This is a genomic window from Isoalcanivorax pacificus W11-5 (genome assembly GCF_000299335.2).
Classification (GTDB): Bacteria; Pseudomonadota; Gammaproteobacteria; order Pseudomonadales; family Alcanivoracaceae; genus Isoalcanivorax; species Isoalcanivorax pacificus.
In genome coordinates this window covers 1,928,686-1,946,389 of record NZ_CP004387.1, presented here as the reverse complement: position 1 = coordinate 1,946,389, position 17,704 = coordinate 1,928,686, and the positions used below count along the sequence as shown (strand labels likewise).

Annotated in this window: 15 protein-coding genes; 4 read left to right on the top strand and 11 right to left on the bottom strand. The window is 65.0% G+C overall.

Going from position 1 to position 17,704, the window contains the following annotated elements; genetic code table 11:
• Positions 1-35: 35 nt before the first annotated feature.
• From trhO to S7S_RS08750, 3 genes are read right to left on the bottom strand one after another with little or no spacing between them, the layout of a single operon-like run.
• Positions 36-974, bottom strand: coding sequence for an oxygen-dependent tRNA uridine(34) hydroxylase TrhO (gene trhO / locus S7S_RS08760; protein ID WP_008737562.1), 939 nt, complete (start codon positions 972-974; stop codon positions 36-38).
• Between the two features lie 41 nt (positions 975-1,015).
• A complete protein-coding gene (locus S7S_RS08755; protein WP_008737560.1) occupies positions 1,016-1,333 on the bottom strand; it encodes a BolA family protein in 318 nt (105 codons plus the stop codon).
• Positions 1,334-1,360: 27 nt separating this feature from the next.
• Positions 1,361-2,908 carry a carboxylesterase/lipase family protein gene (locus S7S_RS08750; RefSeq protein WP_008737557.1) on the bottom strand — a complete coding sequence of 516 codons (1,548 nt, stop codon included), beginning with the start codon at positions 2,906-2,908 and terminating at the stop codon, positions 1,361-1,363.
• A 185-nt stretch (positions 2,909-3,093) separates the two neighbouring features.
• On the opposite strand from S7S_RS08750, the gene S7S_RS08745 reads away from it, so the two are divergent.
• Complete coding sequence (locus S7S_RS08745) at positions 3,094-3,468, top strand: hypothetical protein (protein WP_008737556.1); 375 nt, start codon at positions 3,094-3,096, stop codon at positions 3,466-3,468.
• Positions 3,469-3,617: 149 nt separating this feature from the next.
• Positions 3,618-4,682: an AraC family transcriptional regulator gene (locus tag S7S_RS08740; protein WP_008737555.1), complete on the top strand. Its 1,065-nt coding sequence runs from the start codon at positions 3,618-3,620 to the stop codon at positions 4,680-4,682.
• Here the strand turns inward: S7S_RS08740 and S7S_RS08735 are convergent.
• Positions 4,615-5,760, bottom strand: coding sequence for an NAD(P)/FAD-dependent oxidoreductase (locus S7S_RS08735; RefSeq protein ID WP_052269231.1), 1,146 nt, complete (start codon positions 5,758-5,760; stop codon positions 4,615-4,617). The two genes, S7S_RS08740 and S7S_RS08735, sit on opposite strands and share 68 nt — an antisense overlap.
• A gap of 172 nt (positions 5,761-5,932) precedes the next feature.
• On the opposite strand from S7S_RS08735, the gene S7S_RS08730 reads away from it, so the two are divergent.
• On the top strand, positions 5,933-6,913 hold the full coding sequence (locus tag S7S_RS08730) for a malate dehydrogenase (protein ID WP_008737549.1): 981 nt from the start codon (positions 5,933-5,935) through the stop codon (positions 6,911-6,913).
• Between the two features lie 85 nt (positions 6,914-6,998).
• Here the strand turns inward: S7S_RS08730 and S7S_RS08725 are convergent, their stop codons facing one another.
• From S7S_RS08725 to S7S_RS08710, 4 genes are all read right to left on the bottom strand, one after another.
• Positions 6,999-10,127, bottom strand: coding sequence for an efflux RND transporter permease subunit (locus S7S_RS08725; protein WP_041025972.1), 3,129 nt, complete (start codon positions 10,125-10,127; stop codon positions 6,999-7,001).
• Entirely contained in the window at positions 10,124-11,605 is a 1,482-nt protein-coding gene (locus S7S_RS08720) for an efflux RND transporter periplasmic adaptor subunit (RefSeq protein ID WP_008737545.1), read from the bottom strand. The genes S7S_RS08725 and S7S_RS08720 overlap by 4 nt, the downstream gene beginning before the upstream one ends.
• The gene (locus S7S_RS08715) at positions 11,595-12,890 is read right to left on the bottom strand and encodes a TolC family protein (RefSeq protein WP_008737542.1); all 1,296 of its coding nucleotides are present in this window, start codon (positions 12,888-12,890) and stop codon (positions 11,595-11,597) included. The genes S7S_RS08720 and S7S_RS08715 overlap by 11 nt, the downstream gene beginning before the upstream one ends.
• Before the next feature lie 69 nt (positions 12,891-12,959).
• Complete coding sequence (locus S7S_RS08710; RefSeq protein ID WP_144401626.1) at positions 12,960-13,229, bottom strand: hypothetical protein; 270 nt, start codon at positions 13,227-13,229, stop codon at positions 12,960-12,962.
• 335 nt (positions 13,230-13,564) lie between these two features.
• Between S7S_RS08710 and S7S_RS08705 the strand changes: the two genes are divergently transcribed.
• Positions 13,565-14,110: a DUF805 domain-containing protein gene (locus tag S7S_RS08705; RefSeq protein ID WP_008737538.1), complete on the top strand. Its 546-nt coding sequence runs from the start codon at positions 13,565-13,567 to the stop codon at positions 14,108-14,110.
• Between the two features lie 66 nt (positions 14,111-14,176).
• On the opposite strand, the gene rraA is transcribed toward S7S_RS08705, so the two are convergent.
• The 3 genes from rraA to S7S_RS08690 are packed head-to-tail and all read right to left on the bottom strand — an operon-like array spanning position 14,177 to position 17,676.
• The gene (gene rraA, locus S7S_RS08700) at positions 14,177-14,659 is read right to left on the bottom strand and encodes a ribonuclease E activity regulator RraA (protein WP_008737536.1); all 483 of its coding nucleotides are present in this window, start codon (positions 14,657-14,659) and stop codon (positions 14,177-14,179) included.
• Positions 14,660-14,713: 54 nt separating this feature from the next.
• Positions 14,714-15,382, bottom strand: a complete 669-nt coding sequence (locus S7S_RS08695; protein ID WP_008737533.1) for an NAD(P)H-binding protein — start codon at positions 15,380-15,382, stop codon at positions 14,714-14,716.
• Positions 15,379-17,676: a response regulator gene (locus tag S7S_RS08690; RefSeq protein WP_008737531.1), complete on the bottom strand. Its 2,298-nt coding sequence runs from the start codon at positions 17,674-17,676 to the stop codon at positions 15,379-15,381. The genes S7S_RS08695 and S7S_RS08690 overlap by 4 nt, the downstream gene beginning before the upstream one ends.
• Positions 17,677-17,704 lie beyond the last annotated feature (28 nt).

Genomic DNA, 17,704 nt, shown 5'->3' with positions numbered 1-17,704 from the left:
ATGGTGCCGGCAAAACACAGCGATGACGTGCGGGATCAGTCACTCAGTGGGCGGGGCTGGCGCGGGTCCGCACCACGATGGCGCAGGCCGCGACGGCGGGCCAGCTCGATCTGCTTCTGCCGTTCCGCGAAGCGTGCTTTCTGCTCGTCGGTCAGGCTGTCAAAGCATTTCGGGCAGGATACGCCCGGCTGGTACTGCGGTGATGCCTTCTCCTCGTCGGAGATCGGACGGCGGCAGGCGTGGCACTGGTCGTAATGGCCCGGTTGCAGGTCGTGGTCGACGGTGACGCGCTCGTCGAACACAAAACACTCGCCTTGCCACAGCGACGCGTCCTTCGGCACTTCTTCGAGGTATTTGAGAATACCGCCCTTGAGGTGATACACCTCCTCAAAACCCTGCTCTTTCAGAAACGCGGTGGATTTTTCACAACGGATGCCGCCGGTGCAGAACATGGCCACCTTGCGGTGCCGGGACGGGTCCAGGTTTTCGCGCACATAATCCGGAAACTCACGAAAACTGGTGGTGTGCGGATTCACTGCGCCCTTGAAGGTGCCGACTTCGTATTCGTAATCATTGCGGGTGTCGATCAGCAGCACGTCCGGATCGCTGATCAGCGCGTTCCAGTCTTCCGGCTGCACATAGGTGCCGACCACATGACGCGGGTCGATCCCTTCCACGCCCATGGTGACGATTTCCCGTTTCAGCTTCACCTTGGTACGCAGAAACGGATGCGCGGCGTGCAGGGATTCCTTGTGCTCCAGATCGGCAAACCGTGCGTCCGCGCGCAGCCAGTCCAGCAACGCATCCACCGCCTGCCGGGTGCCGGAGACAGTGCCGTTGATGCCTTCATCGGCCAGCAACAGGGTGCCGCGCACGTCCAGCCGCTGCATCGTTTCCAGTAATGGCGCCTGCAGGGATTCCACCTCCGTCAGGCGGACAAACTTGTACAGCGCGGCAACGACAATCTGGTTCATGGTGCAATGATCTCTGCTTCACTTACGGACAATGCAATCACTCAGCCGGCCTGGCTGCCGCCGCGACAATTCGGCGACGCCTCGGCCTGCTCCCCCCGCTCGGCCCACTCCGCCGGGGTAAAGGTATGCAGCGCCAGCGCATGCACCGGCCCGGCCAGCTCCTCGGCGACCAGGGCATAGATGCGCTGGTGACGCTGCACCAGCCGCAGGCCCTCGAAGGCGCCGGACACGACCACCATGCGGAAGTGTGACTCGGTAGCCGGTCCACTGTGCATGTGGCTTTCGTTTTCCAGCGACAAGTGTGCCACGGGCAACCCGTCGCGCACCTTGCGCTCGATCAATGTGGCAATACTGCTCATAGTGGCCTCCGTCAGCGGGCGCCTATTCTACGCGCCATCGCCGCCGGTTGCAGGTGTCGGGATGATATCCGCCCACAACGCGGCGCGGGCCGGGTCCAGCAACGGGCCGCTGCCCGCCTCACGGCCAAAGTGATGGGCTTCACCAGCCTCGCCCCAGGCATCCCAGCCCGGCGAGCCGCCCCGGGCAAAGTTGCCCCAGCACTGCTGTACGCGCTGCGACAGCGCGGCGGCTTCCTCGCCGCCGCCGGTGAACAATTCCCCCACCGGGGTATCGGTGATCCCGAACACGAACGGCACATCCACCACATGGCAGGCGCCGAGCGGCACGCCGAAAATGCTGACCTCCCAGGTGAATTCGTAGCCCCAGGCTTCGCCGCCTGCGGCGTGGTGCGCATCCAGCAGGCGCTGGGTCGGCACGCGGAACAGGCGGTCGGATTCCATGCTGCTGAACCAGTCCAGGTGACTGCGAGCGGGGTCTGGCGTCACCGCCTCGCGGTAGATTTCAAACGCACGCTCGCCATGCTGTGGCAGCGCGCGGCGGAAACGGCTGAGGATGGCGTCGTCGTCCAGTGCGCGCAGCGCGTCGATGGTCTGCCCGCCGTTGAACGGCGCGGCGTACTGGAACAGGTGGTATTCGTCCCGGCAGGTGCCGGCCAGCAACGCCCGGTCGCGCGCGCAGCCTGCGGCAATCGCCTCGATCGGGCTGCGGGGCAACAGGTCGCCGTCCACCACCGGCATGAACACCATGCCGTACTGTGGCGTGGTGTCGCGCAGGCCACGCTGCACGGCGGTTTTCAGCGCCGCGCGCTGGGCCCGCACAATGGCGCGGGGTTCAGCGGCCAGCAGGCGTTCGGCCATGTCTCCGTCGCCCGGCAGCGCCTCGCACATCAGCGCTGTTACGCGGGCCGCTTCGGCGGGCATCAGCACCATGTCTGCGGCACCGGACTGCACAATCGCGCGCTGAAACAGACCGTCTGCGGCCGGCGTGGCCAGCAGCGTCGCCACGGAGAAGCCACCGGCGGATTCACCGAATACCGTCACCTGCGACGGGTCGCCGCCGAAGGCCCCGGCGTTGCGCTGCACCCACTCCAGTGCCGCTACCTGATCGCGCAGGCCAAGGTTGCTGTCACTCTCCAGCGACGGCGCGATATCGCGGAACCAGCCATAGCCCCAGACACCCAGACGATAGGCCGCATTGACCACGATCACCCGCTGGCTCGCCGCCAGCCGCGCGCCGTGATACAGCAATTGCGAGGGCGAGCCGGCCACATAACCGCCGCCGTGCAGCCACACCATCACCGGGAACGGGCCATCGCCCTCCGGCACCCAGACATTCAGTGCCAGGCAATCATCACCGATGGCCTCCACGCCCATGACCGGGTTCTTTTCCTGCCAGGCCGGCAGCGCCGTGCGGTCGCAGGCACGCTCTCCGCCCCAGCCGGGCACCGGTTGTGGCGCGCGGAAGCGCAGCGCCCCCACCGGCGGGGCGGCAAACGGAATGCCACGGTATTCGGTCACGCCGTCGTCACGGCGCAAGCCGGTGATTCGGCCGCTGTCGAGTTGCACTGCTGTCATGCTCTGCCCTCTCGGGACCATCGGTCCCCGAAATCTGATAGGTGTTTAATTGTCGGACAACGGTGCCCGGACGCCGGTCCAGGGCCCGTTAGACTGCCCCCGTTTGCGGGCCCGATCACCCGGCGCCTGCCAGATGGCACCGGCGACGGACGCCTGACACAAGCACATGCCAAAGGAGCGCAATAATGCCTGAGACCAACAAGGAAAGCCTTGACCAGATCAACGCCCGTGTAGAGCGTGCCCGCGAAGAACTGAAGGACGCACTGGCGCAGGCGCGCAAGGCCGTCCGTGGCGTCGTCACCCGGGTCACCGACCGTGGCACCGAACTGTTCAACGAGCTGGTAAAAACCGGCGAATCACTGCAACAGGAACGCGCCAAGGCGCAGAAAGCCGCGCAGAAGAAAGCCACCGAGGCACAGGACCTGCTGACCAGCCTGCGCCAGCGTACCGCCAGCCTGTTCGGCCTGCCGACCCAGGATGACATCGCCGCGCTGGACAAGAAACTGAACAGCCTGACCCGCAAGGTCCGCAAGATCGAGAAAGCCACTGGCGCTGCCTGAACCGCGCTGTCCGTGCCGGGCCCCACGGGGCCCGGTGGCGGTCTGACCAGATCGCTCACCCCTGCCCTGTACACGCCATTGACTCCCCCGCACCACTGCCGTTGACTTGAGCCTCCCGCAACCCGCTGCAATGTCAGGTGGTGTGCACGATGTATTCCGACGCTGTCCATTCCGGTTCCCACAGCAAGGCCCCGGCGATCCGCCCCGAGCGCCTGACCGTGGCCGGCCACTGGCTGGAGTTTCTGCTCGATGCCGCCCACCAGGCCGGCGTGGATCTGGACGACGAGCTGGCCCGCCAGGGGATCACCCGCGAACAACTCGCCGCGCCGCACAGCCGCGCGCCGCTGCATGTCGAGCAGGCGCTCTTGCAGGCCGCACTGACGCGCAGCAACGATCCCTGTTTCGGCCTGCACATGGGCGCCCAGGTGCGGCCACGCTTCCTCGGCGCGCTGGGCTACGCCGCCATGTCCAGCGCCACGCTGCGGCATGCCATGGCCCTGGCATTGCCTTTCCAGCGGGTCACCCACGAATTGCTGGTGCCCGAGGTGGAACGCCAACCGGGCCGGCTGACCCTGATCTGGCAATTGCAGGGGCCGCCGTCCGCCCTGGACCCGCAGCGCATGGAAATCTTCTCTGCCGCCTCGATCACCTTTGGCCGCTGGATCACCGGCGCCGTGGTGGACCCGCTGTCGGTCACGTTTCGGCATCACCCCGCCGGCGATCCGGCGGAATACGAGCGGGTGTTCCGCTGCCCGGTCACCTTCGGCGCCGCCACCGACAGCATCGTGCTGGATGACCGCGTGCTGGACCTGCCGATCCGCGACGCCGACCCGGAAGTCCACCGCATCTCGCGCACCCGCGTACAACAGGTGTTGACCCGCTTCATGGCCCGCGACAACCTGATTGGCCAGGTGCGCGCCGCGATCCAGCGCCAGCTGCTCGACGGCGCCGCGCAACTGGACAGCGTGGCCACCGCGCTGGGCATGAAACCCTGGACCCTGCGCCGGCGCCTGCGCGCCGAAGGCGCGGACTTCACCACCCTGCTGGATGACGAGCGCCGCGCACTGGCCACCGACTGGCTGCTGCACAGCAACCGGCCCGTAAGCCAGATCGCCACCGACCTGGGGTATTCCGAGCAGAGCGCGTTCAACCGCGCGTTTCGTCGCTGGTTTGACTGTACGCCGGTGAGCTGGCGCGAACAGCAGCGGCTGTAAGCCAGCGCCGCTTGCTCTGCACCAGCGTCAGGCCCGCCGCCGCACCTTCCATCAGCGGCGCTTTCAACAGGTGCGTGAGCACCCCGAAAGACAGCGGCAAGGTGCCGTAGAACAGACGCGTCAACTGACGGGTATGCCGCAGTTCCAGGCACCAGCGCGCCATCAACCGCTCATAGACCCTTGCTGCGTCTTCACCCAACGCCGCCACGGCCGCCTGCTGGCCACTGAGCAGCGCGCCGTAGATGCCCTCGCCCAGCAAGGGCTCGGCCAGCCCGGCGGCATCCCCGGCAAACAGCACCCGGCCGGCGCTCAGCGGCACCTGGTCACCGTGGGTGGCAATGGGATAGCCCTGGATGTGGGTCAGTGCGTCGCTGCCCAGCGTGCGGCGCGCGTAGGCCAGCAACGACGGCTGGCTCAGCGTGACGCCCGGATGCCAGCCGTACAGGCCGACGTTCATGTGATCGCCCTTGGGAAACAGCCAGCCATAACCGCCCGCCACTTCGCCAAAATCGAACTGCATGCCCGGCCAGCGGCGGCACTCCTCACGGGCGAGCAGCCCTTCCAGGGCCACGGCCACCGGCACCGCGCTCTGCCCCAGCACCAGCCGGCGCACCGGGCTGTGGGCGCCGTCGGCGGCGATCAGCCAGCGTGCCCGCCAGGTGTGTTCGCCGTCCTGGTCATCCAGTGCCGTCAGCGACACGCCCTGCCCGTCCTGCCGCACCCGCAGCAACCGGCGGACCGGCGTGATCACCGCCCCCGCCGCCAGGGCCAGCCCGCGATGCCAGGCATCCAGTTCCGGACGGTGTGTCAGCAGGCACACGTCACCGCTGCCACAAAAATCCGAGGCCCGGTGCCCGCGCCAGCTCATGCGGATCACCGGCGTGCGCTCGCGCACCACCGGGCTCACATCCGCCCGCAGGCGCGCGGCGGCTTTCGGCGTCAGGCCGCCGGCACAGGGCTTGGCGCGGGCGCCCGGTGGCCGGTCCAGCCACAGTACCTCGCGCCCGGCGCGGACCAGATCCAGCGCGGCGGCCGTGCCGGCCGGCCCGCTGCCGACAATCATCACTTCTGCATCCATACCCACCTGCTCCTGCCTGCCGCCGACGAAGGTCTGCACCGGCCCAGGTGCGGACCCAGGCCCAGTCCTTTATAATGCGCGCCGCCCGGGGTCTCCGCCCACTCGTGCCCACAAAGCGTCGGATAGGAGCTGCCCCTTTAATCCGCCCACAGGCGACTGATGGAGATTGTTCATGAAAGCACCCGTACGCGTTGCAGTCACTGGTGCCGCAGGCCAGATCAGCTATTCCCTGCTGTTCCGCATTGCCTCCGGCGACATGCTCGGCAAAGACCAGCCGGTGATCCTGCAACTGCTGGAAATCACCCCGGCCCTGGAAGCCCTCAAGGGCGTGGCCATGGAACTGGACGACTGCGCCTTCCCGCTGCTGGCCGGTATCGTGCAGACCGATGACCCGAAAGTTGCTTTCAAGGATGCCCAGTATGCCCTGCTGGTCGGCGCCCGTCCGCGCGGCCCGGGCATGGAGCGTAAAGACCTGCTCGAAGCCAACGCCGCGATTTTCTCGGTCCAGGGCAAGGCCATCAACGAAGTGGCCAGCCGCGACATCAAGGTACTGGTGGTCGGCAACCCGGCCAACACCAACGCCCTGATCGCCCAGCGCAACGCGCCGGACATCAACCCGCGTCAATTCACCGCCATGACCCGCCTGGACCACAACCGTGCCATGGCGCAACTGGCGGCCAAAGTCGGCAAGACCGTGAACGACGTGAAGAAAATGACCATCTGGGGCAACCACTCCTCCACCCAGTACCCGGACCTGCACCACGCCACCGTGGACGGCAAGACTGCCGTGGATCTGGTTGAACAGGACTGGTACGAAGGCACCTACATTCCGGAAGTACAACAACGCGGCGCGGCCATCATCAAGGCCCGTGGTGCCTCGTCTGCTGCCTCCGCTGCGTCTGCCGCCATCGACCACATGCGCACCTGGGCACTGGGCACTGCCGACGGCGACTGGGTCTCCATGGGCATCTACAGCGACGGTTCCTACGGTATTCAGGAAGGCCTGATCTACTCCTTCCCGTGCACCTGCAAGAACGGCGACTGGGCAATCGTCCAGGGCCTGGAAGTGAATGATTTCTCCCGTGGCCGCATGGAAGCCACCGAGAAAGAGCTGGCTGAAGAGCGTGATGCGGTGAAGCATCTGCTGCCGTAAGCAGACGCTCTGTCACACAGAAAAACGGGGCCGTGATGGCCCCGTTTTTTTTGCCTGATCATAAGCTTCGGCACCTGCTTCCTGGTCAGTGCTCGATGCCGTCGCGGCGGCGCATGAGCCGATAGGCTGCCGGCAACACAAATAACGATAACAATGGCGCCGTGATCATCCCCCCGACCATGGGTGCCGCAATGCGGCGCATGATTTCGCCACCGGTGCCGTCGCCCCAGAAAATCGGCAACAGGCCCGCAATGATCACGGCCACCGTCATCGCCTTGGGCCTGACACGCAACACGGCGCCGTCGCGAATAGCGCCGACCAGCGCAGCCTCGTCCCGGTGCCCCTGCGCCACGCGTGCCTGCCAGGCCTGTTTCAGATACAACAGCATGATCACACCGAACTCGGCCGCGACACCCGCCAGGGCGATAAAACCGACCCCGGTCGCCACCGACAGGTTGTAGTCCAGCAGATACAGAAGCCAGATGCCGCCCGTCACGGAAAACGGCAAGGTTGTCATGATCAGCAGGGCTTCATCCACCCGACGGAATGTCAGAAACAGCAGCACGAAGATGATCAGCAGCGTCGCCGGCACAACCACTTTCAGCCTGGCATTGGCCCGTTCGAGAAACTCGAACTGGCCGGCAAAGGACAGGCTCACGCCCGCAGGCAGTACAACCTGTTCATTCACTGCCGTGCGCAGCGCCTCCACCACCGAGGCCAGGTCGCGATTACGAACGTCGATATAGATCCAGCCAGACAGGCGTCCGTTGTCGCTTTTCAGCATCGGTGGCCCGTCCGCCACCGCGATGTCCGTCACGGTCCCGAGGGTGATCTGCGCACCGCCCGGTGTCACAACCGGCAGATCGCGCAGACGCTGCACGGTGTCGCGCCATTCACGGGGATAGCGCAGGCTGATCGGATAGCGCGCCAGCCCCTCCACCGTCTCACCGATATTTTCGCCACCGATCAGACCACTGACCACCGACTGCACGTCGGCGACACTGAGGCCATACTGAGCAGCCAGGTCACGGCGCACCGTGATGTCCACATAGCGCCCGCCGGTCAGCCGTTCGGACAGCGCAGACGACACGCCAGGCACCTGCTTTGCGATCTGTTCGATCTGACGGCCCACCTCATCCAGGGTAGCCAGATCATCGCCGGCCACCTTGATGCCAATCGGGCTCTTGATCCCTGTGGCCAGCATGTCGATGCGGTTGCGGATCGGGGGAATCCAGATATTCGCCAGCCCCGGCACCTGTACAACACGGTCCAGTTCCTCGACCAGCTTCCCGGGCGTCATGCCGTCCCGCCACTGGTCCCGGGGTTTGAAACGGATGGTGGTTTCAAACATGGTCAAGGGCGCCGGGTCGGTTGCGGTCCGGGCCCGGCCCGCCTTGCCGAACACCTGCTCCACCTCGGGCACGGTCTTGATCAGCCGGTCAGTCTGTTGCAACAGTTCCGAGGCTTTCTGTGCCGACAGGCCGGGCAAGGCACTGGGCATGTACAGCAAGTCGCCCTCGTCCAGCGGTGGCAGGAATTCACCGCCAAGGTGACTCAAAGGCCATAACGTGGTCAGGAAAACCAGACCAGCGACCAGCAAGGTGATTTTTGGCCACGCCAGCACCCGCTCCAGCACTGGCCGGTAGCCGCGCGTCAGCCACCGGTTGAGCGGGTTGCCTTCTTCGGAAGGAATGCGTCCCCGAATCCAGTAGCCCATCAGGAGCGGCACCAGCGTCACCGACAGACCGGCTGCCGCTGCCATCGCCCAGGTCTTGGTAAAGGCCAGCGGGCCGAATAGCCGCCCCTCCTGCGCCTCCAGTGTGAACACCGGAATGAATGACAGGGTGATGATCAACAACGAGAAAAACAGTGCCGGCCCGACCTCGACAGCGGCCTGCTCGATAACCTGCCAGTGCGCGTCACCGCGCAGGGATTTTCCTGGATTGTCCCGATGCCAGGCTTCGATCTTCCTGTGCGCATTCTCGATCATCACCACCGCCGCATCGACCATGGCCCCGATGGCAATGGCGATACCGCCGAGCGACATGATGTTGGCATTCACGCCCTGATAACGCATCACGATAAAGGCAACAAGAATACCCAGCGGCAGCGAAATAATGGCCACCAGTGACGAACGCAAATGGCCAAGAAACAACAGGCACACCAGCGCTACCACAATGAATTCCTCGACCAGCTTGTGCCCGAGGTTGCTTACCGCCCGGTCAATCAGCTCACTGCGGTCATAGGTAACCACCACCTCCACCCCCTCCGGCAAGCTGTTGCGCAGCACACCAAGGCGTTCATGCACGGCAGCCAGCACAGCGCGGGCATTCTTGCCCGACCGCAGGATCACGACCCCGCCGACCACCTCGCCCTCACCGTTCAGTTCGGCAATGCCGCGCCGCATTTCCGGCCCCGTACGGATATGGGCGACATCGCCAAGCAAGACCGGCACCCCGTCAATCAGTTTCAGGGGAATGGTGCGAAAATCGGCCAGTGATTGAAGGTAGCCACTGGCGCGCACCATGAACTCCGCTTCGCCCAGTGTCAGCACCGCGCCGCCGGTTTCCTGGTTGGCTTCTTCAATCGCCTGGCGCACCTGTTGATGGCTGATGCCAAGGCTGGCCAGTTTCACCGGGTCCGGCACCACCTGATACTCACGCACCATTCCCCCGACAGTGGCCACTTCGGCAACGCCCGGCAGGGTTTGCAACTCGTATTTCAGAAACCAGTCCTGCAAGGATGTCAGCTGCGCCAGATCATGCTGCCCGGTGCGGTCTATCAACACATACTGGTAGATCCAGCCTACCCCGGTGGCATCCGGCCCCAGTGACGGCCGCGCGGCACGCGGCAACTGGGACTGCGCCTGGTTGAGATACTCCAGCACGCGGGAGCGCGCCCAGTAGAGGTCCGTCCCGTCTTCAAACAGCACATAGACATAACTGTCACCGAAGAACGAATAACCTCGCACGGCACGCGCGCCGGGCACGGCCAACATGGTGGTGGCAATCGGATAAGTGACCTGTTGCTCCACCAGTTGCGGCGCCTGGCCCGGATAGCTGGTGCGGATGATCACCTGCACATCGGACAAATCCGGGAGCGCATCAACGGGGGTGTTATTGATCGACCAGACACCCCACACACTGATGAACAGTGTCGCAAGCAGCACCAGAAACCGGTTTGCCAGCGACCAGCGAATCAGCGCGGCGATCATGGCGTCACCGCCTGTTTGTCGAGCGACACCACGATCAAACCGTCGTCGGTGTCGCGCACACCGATGCGGACACGATCCCCGACGGCAATGCCCCCGGCGACCTGTTCATTCGCGAGACGAAAGCGCATGGTCATGGCCGGCATGCCAAGCGTTTCGAAAGGGCCATGCCTGAGCCGCACCTTGCCATCGACGAGTTGCTCAACAACGCCCTCGGCGTGATGCAGCGCACCAGGCCCGTCTGTCACCTTCGGTGGCGCCATGTCCTGTATCGCAATGCCTTGCAGACTCGCTTCGGAATCGAGCAGGAACTGCCCGCTGACCACCACCTTCTGGCCTTCTTCCAGGCCAGCCAGAATCAGCGTCTGCTCGCCCAGTTCGGCGCCCGGCTGCACCGCCTGCGGACGATATCGCCCTTCGCCCTCATCCAGCATCACCAGGGTACGCTGCCCCGTGTGCAACAGTGCCTCGGTCGGTACGGCCAGCGCCTTTTGCTCGCTCTCTCCCTGAAGGCGTACCTGCGCGCTCATGCCCGGACGCAACTCGCCGTTGCCGTTCGGCAGGATCACCCGTACCGGCACAGTCCGGGTAGCCTGGTTCACCTGTGGCAGAATCTCGGCCACCCTCCCCTCACGCAGCGCGCCCTGCACGGTGACCTCAACGACGTCGCCGTTGCGGACCTGCCCCACCTGGCGCTCGGGCATCGCAATCTCGATCCAGACAGGATCCAGTGACTGTATCCCGGCCATTGAGGCCCCGGCCGCGAGAGTCATGCCTGCGCGGGCATCAAGGGTGCGGATGACGCCGTCGTGGGGCGCGGTCACGGTCCAGGTGTCCTGCAACTGGCGCTGGCGTTCAACACTCGAAATCAGTGCCGCAGGCATGCCCAGCGACCGCAGGCGCTCCCGACCCGACGCAATCAGTGCGCTGTCCCCGCTGTCGAGCAGCGCCAGCCACTCATGCTGGGCACCGGTCCAGGCCGGCACCCGCAGGCGCAGCAACGGTTGCCCCCGTCTGACGGTGTCTCCCTCGGCCAACGGCCAGGCCTTGTCCACGAACGCCATGGACGGGCTTTGCAGGCGTGTCAGCGCGCGGTCGTTGAAGGCCACCAGCCCGGTCGCCTCCAGCCGTGACTGCGCCCGGGTTGATGTCACCGACGCACTCCGGATCCCCAGGCTCTGCACCATGGCCGCCTCCACCTGCACGGCCGGCTGCTCGCTGCCACCGCCGCCGGCATAGCGCGGCACCAGGTCCATATCCATGAAGGGCGAGGGGCCCGGTTCCTCAAAACGATGCTGGGGGTACATGGGGTCGTACCAGTACAGCACCTGCCTGTCGCCCTCTTCCCCGTTCATTGCACCGCTCTCCTTTGCGGCCGGGGCATTGTCCGGTGCTGGCACCCCGTAACGGCCGAGATACAGACCGGCCAGTAACAACAGCAGGCCCATCGCGCCGATCAGGGCGTTGCGTTTAATGTTCATGATCGTGCTCCTCGCCCGCCATGCCGGGATGGCCGTAGGTGAAATGCAGGGCCGCCGCCGCCATGTCACGCTGCCCCATCAGATCGATGGCGGTCAGCCGGGCGTCAAGCCATTCACTGCGCGCCCGCACTAGCTCGGCGAGACTGCCGTCGCCGCCGCGCCAGGCGGCTTCTGTCAGCTCCGTTTTCTCCCGGGCCAGGGGAATCAACAGCTCCCGCTGCCGGGCCAGTGCGCGCACCAGGCGCTCGTACTCGGCCAGGTCAGCCCGCAGCATGGCCTGCTGTTCGCGTTTTACGGCCTCGGCGCCGACCTCCAGCGCCCGCCGTTCGGCTTCCGCCGCAGCAATGCGCGGCCCCTGGCGCGAGCCGCTGAACAGTGGCAGGTCCACGTTGACCTGCAGCATCGCCATGTCGCTGACGTCCTCCCGGTTCATGTAGGCCAGCGTCAATGCCCAGTCCGGTTTTTTCGCCGCCCGCGCCTCGTCTGCAGCAGCCCGCGCCATGGCAGCCTGGCGCTGCGCCATCTCCAGTGCCGGGTGTTGATCCAGGCCCTGCAACAATTGCCCGGCATCGATGGCAAAGGTCGGCGCGTCCCCGATCAGAGGCAGCCCTCCCGCTTCACCCAGCCAGCGCATCAGGCGCGCTTCGGCCTGGCGTTGCCTGGCCAGCAGCGCATCCCGCCGGCCCAGCAACGCCGCCGCTTCCTGTCGGGGGGCCACGCTCTCGGCCACCTTGCCCTGGCCAGCGGACAGCCGGGCACGCACCGCATCATCGAACAGGCGGTTTTCTTCAAACAGCTCATCCAGCAGGGTCAGTTGTTGATCCAGAACGTGGCGCTCGATCCAGGCCACGGCAGTCTGTCGAAGCACAGCCAGCCGGGTGGCTGCCTCGGCGGCTTCGGTCAGACTGGTGCGCAATTCGGCACCCTCGGCACGCGCCTTGCGCTTGCTGCGATTGGGGAATCGCTGCATCACGCCAATACGCTGCATGGTCATGACATCACCCGACAGGCTATAGCGATCCGGCCCTTCCACCGGGACATTATCAAGCCCCAGGATCAGCGTGGGGTCAGGCAAGGTGTCCGCAGGCCCTTCTGCCTGGCGGGCCGCCTCGACCCAGGCGGATTCCGCCTGCAACTCCAGCGACTGACGCAAGGCAAGCGACACCGCGTGATCAAAGCTCAATCCTTCACTGGCAGGCACCGATGCGCTGGCCAATAGCACACCGGTCACTAACCAGCGGAAAATCTGTCGGGGTCGGCCGACATACAGAAATACCCGGTACATGTGTCACTCCAACACGGTTCCCGGCGCAGAGCGCCGCTTGATGGTCCGGCATGGCCGGGCCTGAACAGGTCAGTGCAGAAGTGTGAGCGGTGGTCGCCAGATGGTAGTCAGCGTCAGGGGGGAGTAGACAGGATCAACCGGATGCGGGGGAGAAAAATGCGCGGGCGGAGAAGCAATCAGCAACATCGCACCCATCATGGACAGTTGCCCGACATGGCATTGCTGGCCCGTCTTGCACGACTGGCCGCTGAGCAGAGCGGCGTCATCATCCAGGCAACAATCCGCTTTCGGCATGTCTGGCATTGTGCCACTGTGACGATCCATATCGGCCTGCGCCATGCCCTGTTCCATGGGACAGGGTGGCTTCCATTGCCCAGCCGTCGCCATCCCCTGCAGGGGGAGGCTAACCAGAAGCAGGCAACTGATGACCAGCCGGATGATTATCATGGCAACACTATAATCCAGAAGCGTCCAAGCAGAACAAGATAAACTGCCAGGCATGCCCGGTGTCAATGCGCAAACTGCCGTGCGAGACGCCGATGCCGGATATTACTGGCCACTCCCGCTCCGTGCTGGCCATGTCATCGCCTGCCAAATCCCGCTATAGTCACCGCTGCTCGCCAGACCGGCGAACGTATCCCATTCACTAACTGTTTCCTGGGGGAAAATCAGGGATGGACAACCATTATCAGGCACCCGCCTCGGCACCTGCCGATCCAGCATTCAGCACCTACCAGCCACGTTTTCTGAGCCTGTCCGGCCGCATCGGGCGGCTGCGTTATCTGGCCTATTGCATGGGACTGATGCTGATCACTTATCCGGTGATCTTCATCATTTTCTCACTCTCCGGGCTGTTCACAGGCCAGCCCCCCGGCCCGATGGTGTTCATTTCACTGGCGGTGGTGTATCTCGCCCTGCTGGTGTTTACCTTCGGCTATGCGGTGCGCCGCCTGAATGACATGGATCAGAGCGGCTGGCTGTCACTGCTGATGCTGATTCCGCTGGTCAACGTCATCATGGTGCTGGTGCTGTTGTTCGCACGCGGCACGGCCGGCAGCAATCGCTACGGCCCGGCGCCGGTGCCCAACACCAAGGGTGTGGTGGTGTTGGCATTGATCCCGCTGTTGTTCGCCGTGCTGGGGATTGTCGCCGCCATCAGCCTGCCGGCGTATCAGCAGTACATTCTCCAGGCGGAGCAGATGCAGCAGGCGTTTGAATAACCCTGTCGTGCACAAAAAAACGGGGCCGCGCTGGCCCCGTTTCTGTTTCTGCTTTCAGGGTGGCGCTTATAGCAGCGCCTTGTCCGCCACAATAATGCCGTTATTGTCGGCATACACCCACTGCCCCGGCTGAAACGTCACGCCACCGAAGCTCACCGGAATATTCAGCTGGCCTTCGCCACGGCGCACGCTCTTGATCGGCACGCAGCCCAGGGTGATGACACCGATATCCAGCTGCGCCAGCGCGTCCACGTCGCGGCAGGCGCCGTAGATGATCACGCCTTCCCAGCCGTTTTCCACGGCGTTTTCTGCAATCATGTCGCCGATCAGCGCATTGCGCAGGGAGCCGCCGCCGTCCACCAGCAGCACCTTGCCCTTGCCCGGCGTGGCCAGTTGTTCCTTGACGCGGGAGTTGTCCTCGAAGCATTTCACGGTGTCGATCTGGCCGCCAAAGGCACTGCGGCCGCCGAAGCTGCGCCAGGACAGGCCGGTCACCACCGACACGTCTTCGGCATGGTCGTCACAGAGATCGCAGGTCACAAAATCCACGGTGTTTCACCTCTCGTGTGTTGATGCGGCACCTGGCACCGCACTGTTCAAAATTCAGTGGATACCGGCCAGCCGCTGTATGTCGCGGTAGCGCAGCCGGCGCACGCCGCTGGCCGGCTCGCGGGCGGCCGCGAGCATGGCCTGGGCCACGGCGGCAGCATCCACCGGCAGCCAGTCGGCGTCGGTCCAGTTCAGCAACGGCCGCAGCCACTGCATGCCAGCCGCCGCCAGCCGTTCGCCGGTGCGGAATTCGCTGCGGTCGCCCAGCAGCAACGATGGCTGCATGATCGTCAGCGCCCGAAAATCCAGCGCCTCCACCGCTTCTTCCATCTGCCCTTTGGTGCGCGAATAAAATACCCGGGAACGGGCGCTGGCGTTGACGGCGGACACCACCAGAAAATGATCGGCGCCCTGGGCACGGGCCAGCTCTGCAGCCTGCACACAATAATCGAAATCCACCTGCCGGAACGCGGACCGCGAGCCGGCGGCGCGCAAGGTGGTGCCCAGGCAGCAGAACACATCGTCCACGGCGAACAGGTCCGGCCGGCTGGCCATCTGGTCCAGCGGCAGGACTGTTTCGCGCAGTTTTTCGTGGCTGAAACCCAGCGGGCGACGTGTCAGCACCTGCACGCTCTGCCAGTGCGGCGAGTCCAGCAATGCATACAACAGATGGCGGCCGATCAGGCCCGTGGCGCCGAGCACCAGTGCGCGATGAACGGTCATGGCCGGGGCGCTCCGTCAACGGGGACATCGTCCTCGTCATCCTGGGGTTGCGGCGCCTCGGGGGGCAGCCAGTGGCGCAGCACGGTTTCCAGTTGCTCGATCTGCACCGGCTTGGCAAGAAAATCATCCATGCCGGCAGCCAGGCAGCGGGCCTGGACGCCTTCCATGGTGTTGGCGGTGATGGCGATGATCGGTACGCGGGGAATGCCTTCGAGGCTGTCCAGTTTCGAGGCCGGTGCGTGGGCGCGTTCGAATTCGCGCACATGCCGCGCCACATCGAAGCCGTCCATGTCCGGCATCATGCAGTCCAGCAGGATCACATCGAAATGTTCCTGCTCCAGCAGCGCCAGGGCGGTTTCACCATTGCTGACAGTTTTGACCTGATAACCGAGCTTGCCGAGCATGCCGCGAATCACCAGCTGATTGACTTCGTTGTCTTCCACCAGCAGCAGCCGGTAATCGCGCCGGCGCGCCCGGTCCTCGTCGGTCTCCTGATAACCCGTGTCACTGGCCTGCGGATCTTCCAGGCCGTACAAGGTCGACAGCAGCGTACGCAGGCCCGTGCGATGCAGCGGCTTGCTCAGCACCGGCAGATCATATTGCTGCACCAGTTTCTGCACAGCGCTGTGACTGCGTTCGTCCACGCCCACGCTGAGCAGCACCTGCACGCCCTGGAGCGCCGGGTCACCGTACACGGTGCGGCACAGGTTCAGGGCGCTGTCGCGACGCAGCCAGGTATCAACAAACAGCAGGGCGTATTCCTGTTTATCGCGGTGGCCGGCGCGCAGTGCCTGTAGTGCGTCGTCGTAGTCTTCGGCCAGCGTGCACTGGCCCTCCAGCGCGTCCAGTTCTTCGCGCAGCATTTCGCCGGTGCCGCTGGCGGCACCGGCCACCAGCATCCGTTTGTCACGCAGTGCACGGCGCAGGTCAGCGCGCTCGCTGAGGTCCGGCTGGGCCTGCATCGGCAGGCTCAGCCAGAAGCAACTGCCCTGCCCGGCTTCACTGTCGACGCCGATGCGTCCGGACATGGCTTCCACCAGGCCCTTGCAGACCAGCAGCCCGAAGCCGCCCTGACGGTTACTGAACGGGTCCGGGTCGGGGCCGAGGAACTGGTCCTCGAACAATTGCCGCGCGGCGTCCGGCTCCATGCCGATGCCCTGGTCGCGCACGCGCAGTTGCAGCATGCCCTCGCGGTCGGTATCGCCCTGGAAATCCACCTCGACGCGAATCTCGCCGCGTTCGGAAAACTTGATGGCGTTGCTGAGCAGGTTGTTCATCACCTGCAGGATACGCTCCCGGTCGCCGCGCACCCGGCGCGGCAGATGGTGGCTCATGACACAGGTCAGTTCGATGCCCTTGCCCTGGGCGATATGGCCGTAGGCATCCAGCGACTGTTCCAGCGCCGAGCGCAGGTCAAAGAAATCCGGGTTCAGGACAATGCGGCCGGTCAGAATGCGGCTGTAATCCAGCACGTCGTCGATCAGCGACAACAACAGCTTGCCCGACTGCGACGCCACCAGATGGTATTCCTTCTGCTCCTTGGAGAGCTCGGTTTCATCCAGCAGCGCCAGCATGCCCAGCATGCTGTTCATCGGGGTGCGCAGCTCATGCGCCAGCCGGTACACCAGGCTGAGCTGGATATCCTGCCCCGAGCGCGGCACCACGCCACCCTGCGCCGCCTGCGTCAGCGCCGGGCGCCGCTCGCGCGCCAGCGCATGCCAGAAGGTGTCGTAGAGGTTGGCAAACATGCGGTAAAGGTAGAGGGCGTACACGGCCAGCAGCAGCGCCAGGATAATGCCCTGCGGCGCGCCGCTGACCGCCAGCGCCACGATGCCGGGCGCAAACATCAGGCCGATATACGCCTGCCGGGTGGGCAATGCCGCCATCCAGGCGCTGGACAGCGCGGTGGTGACGCCGATGTTGTACAGCGCCACGGCGAAGAAATTGAAGCCGATCCCGTACAGCACCGTGACGGTGCCGAACAGCGCGCCCCAGACGCAGGCATGCGCCAGCAGGCCGAGGCCGAACAGGCGGCGCCAGCGCGCCGGGCCGGCGGCGTACAGGGTATCGAAGCGGGCCACGATCAGCAGCCGGTAGGCGGTGACCAGCAGGACCATCAGCCCGAAGCCGAGCACCAGCCCCTCGAAGTCGTAATACAGCCGCCCCCAGAAACCGATCAGGGCAAAAACGGCAAGGGCCGCCAACACACCCGCAACGGATGTTCTGGCGGCCCCGAAGTCAATCCTGCGCAGGACCTTGCGGTCCTTGCTGGCCGATACGGCAGAGCGATTCATGCGGCGCCATCTCCCAGGCCCGGGCCTG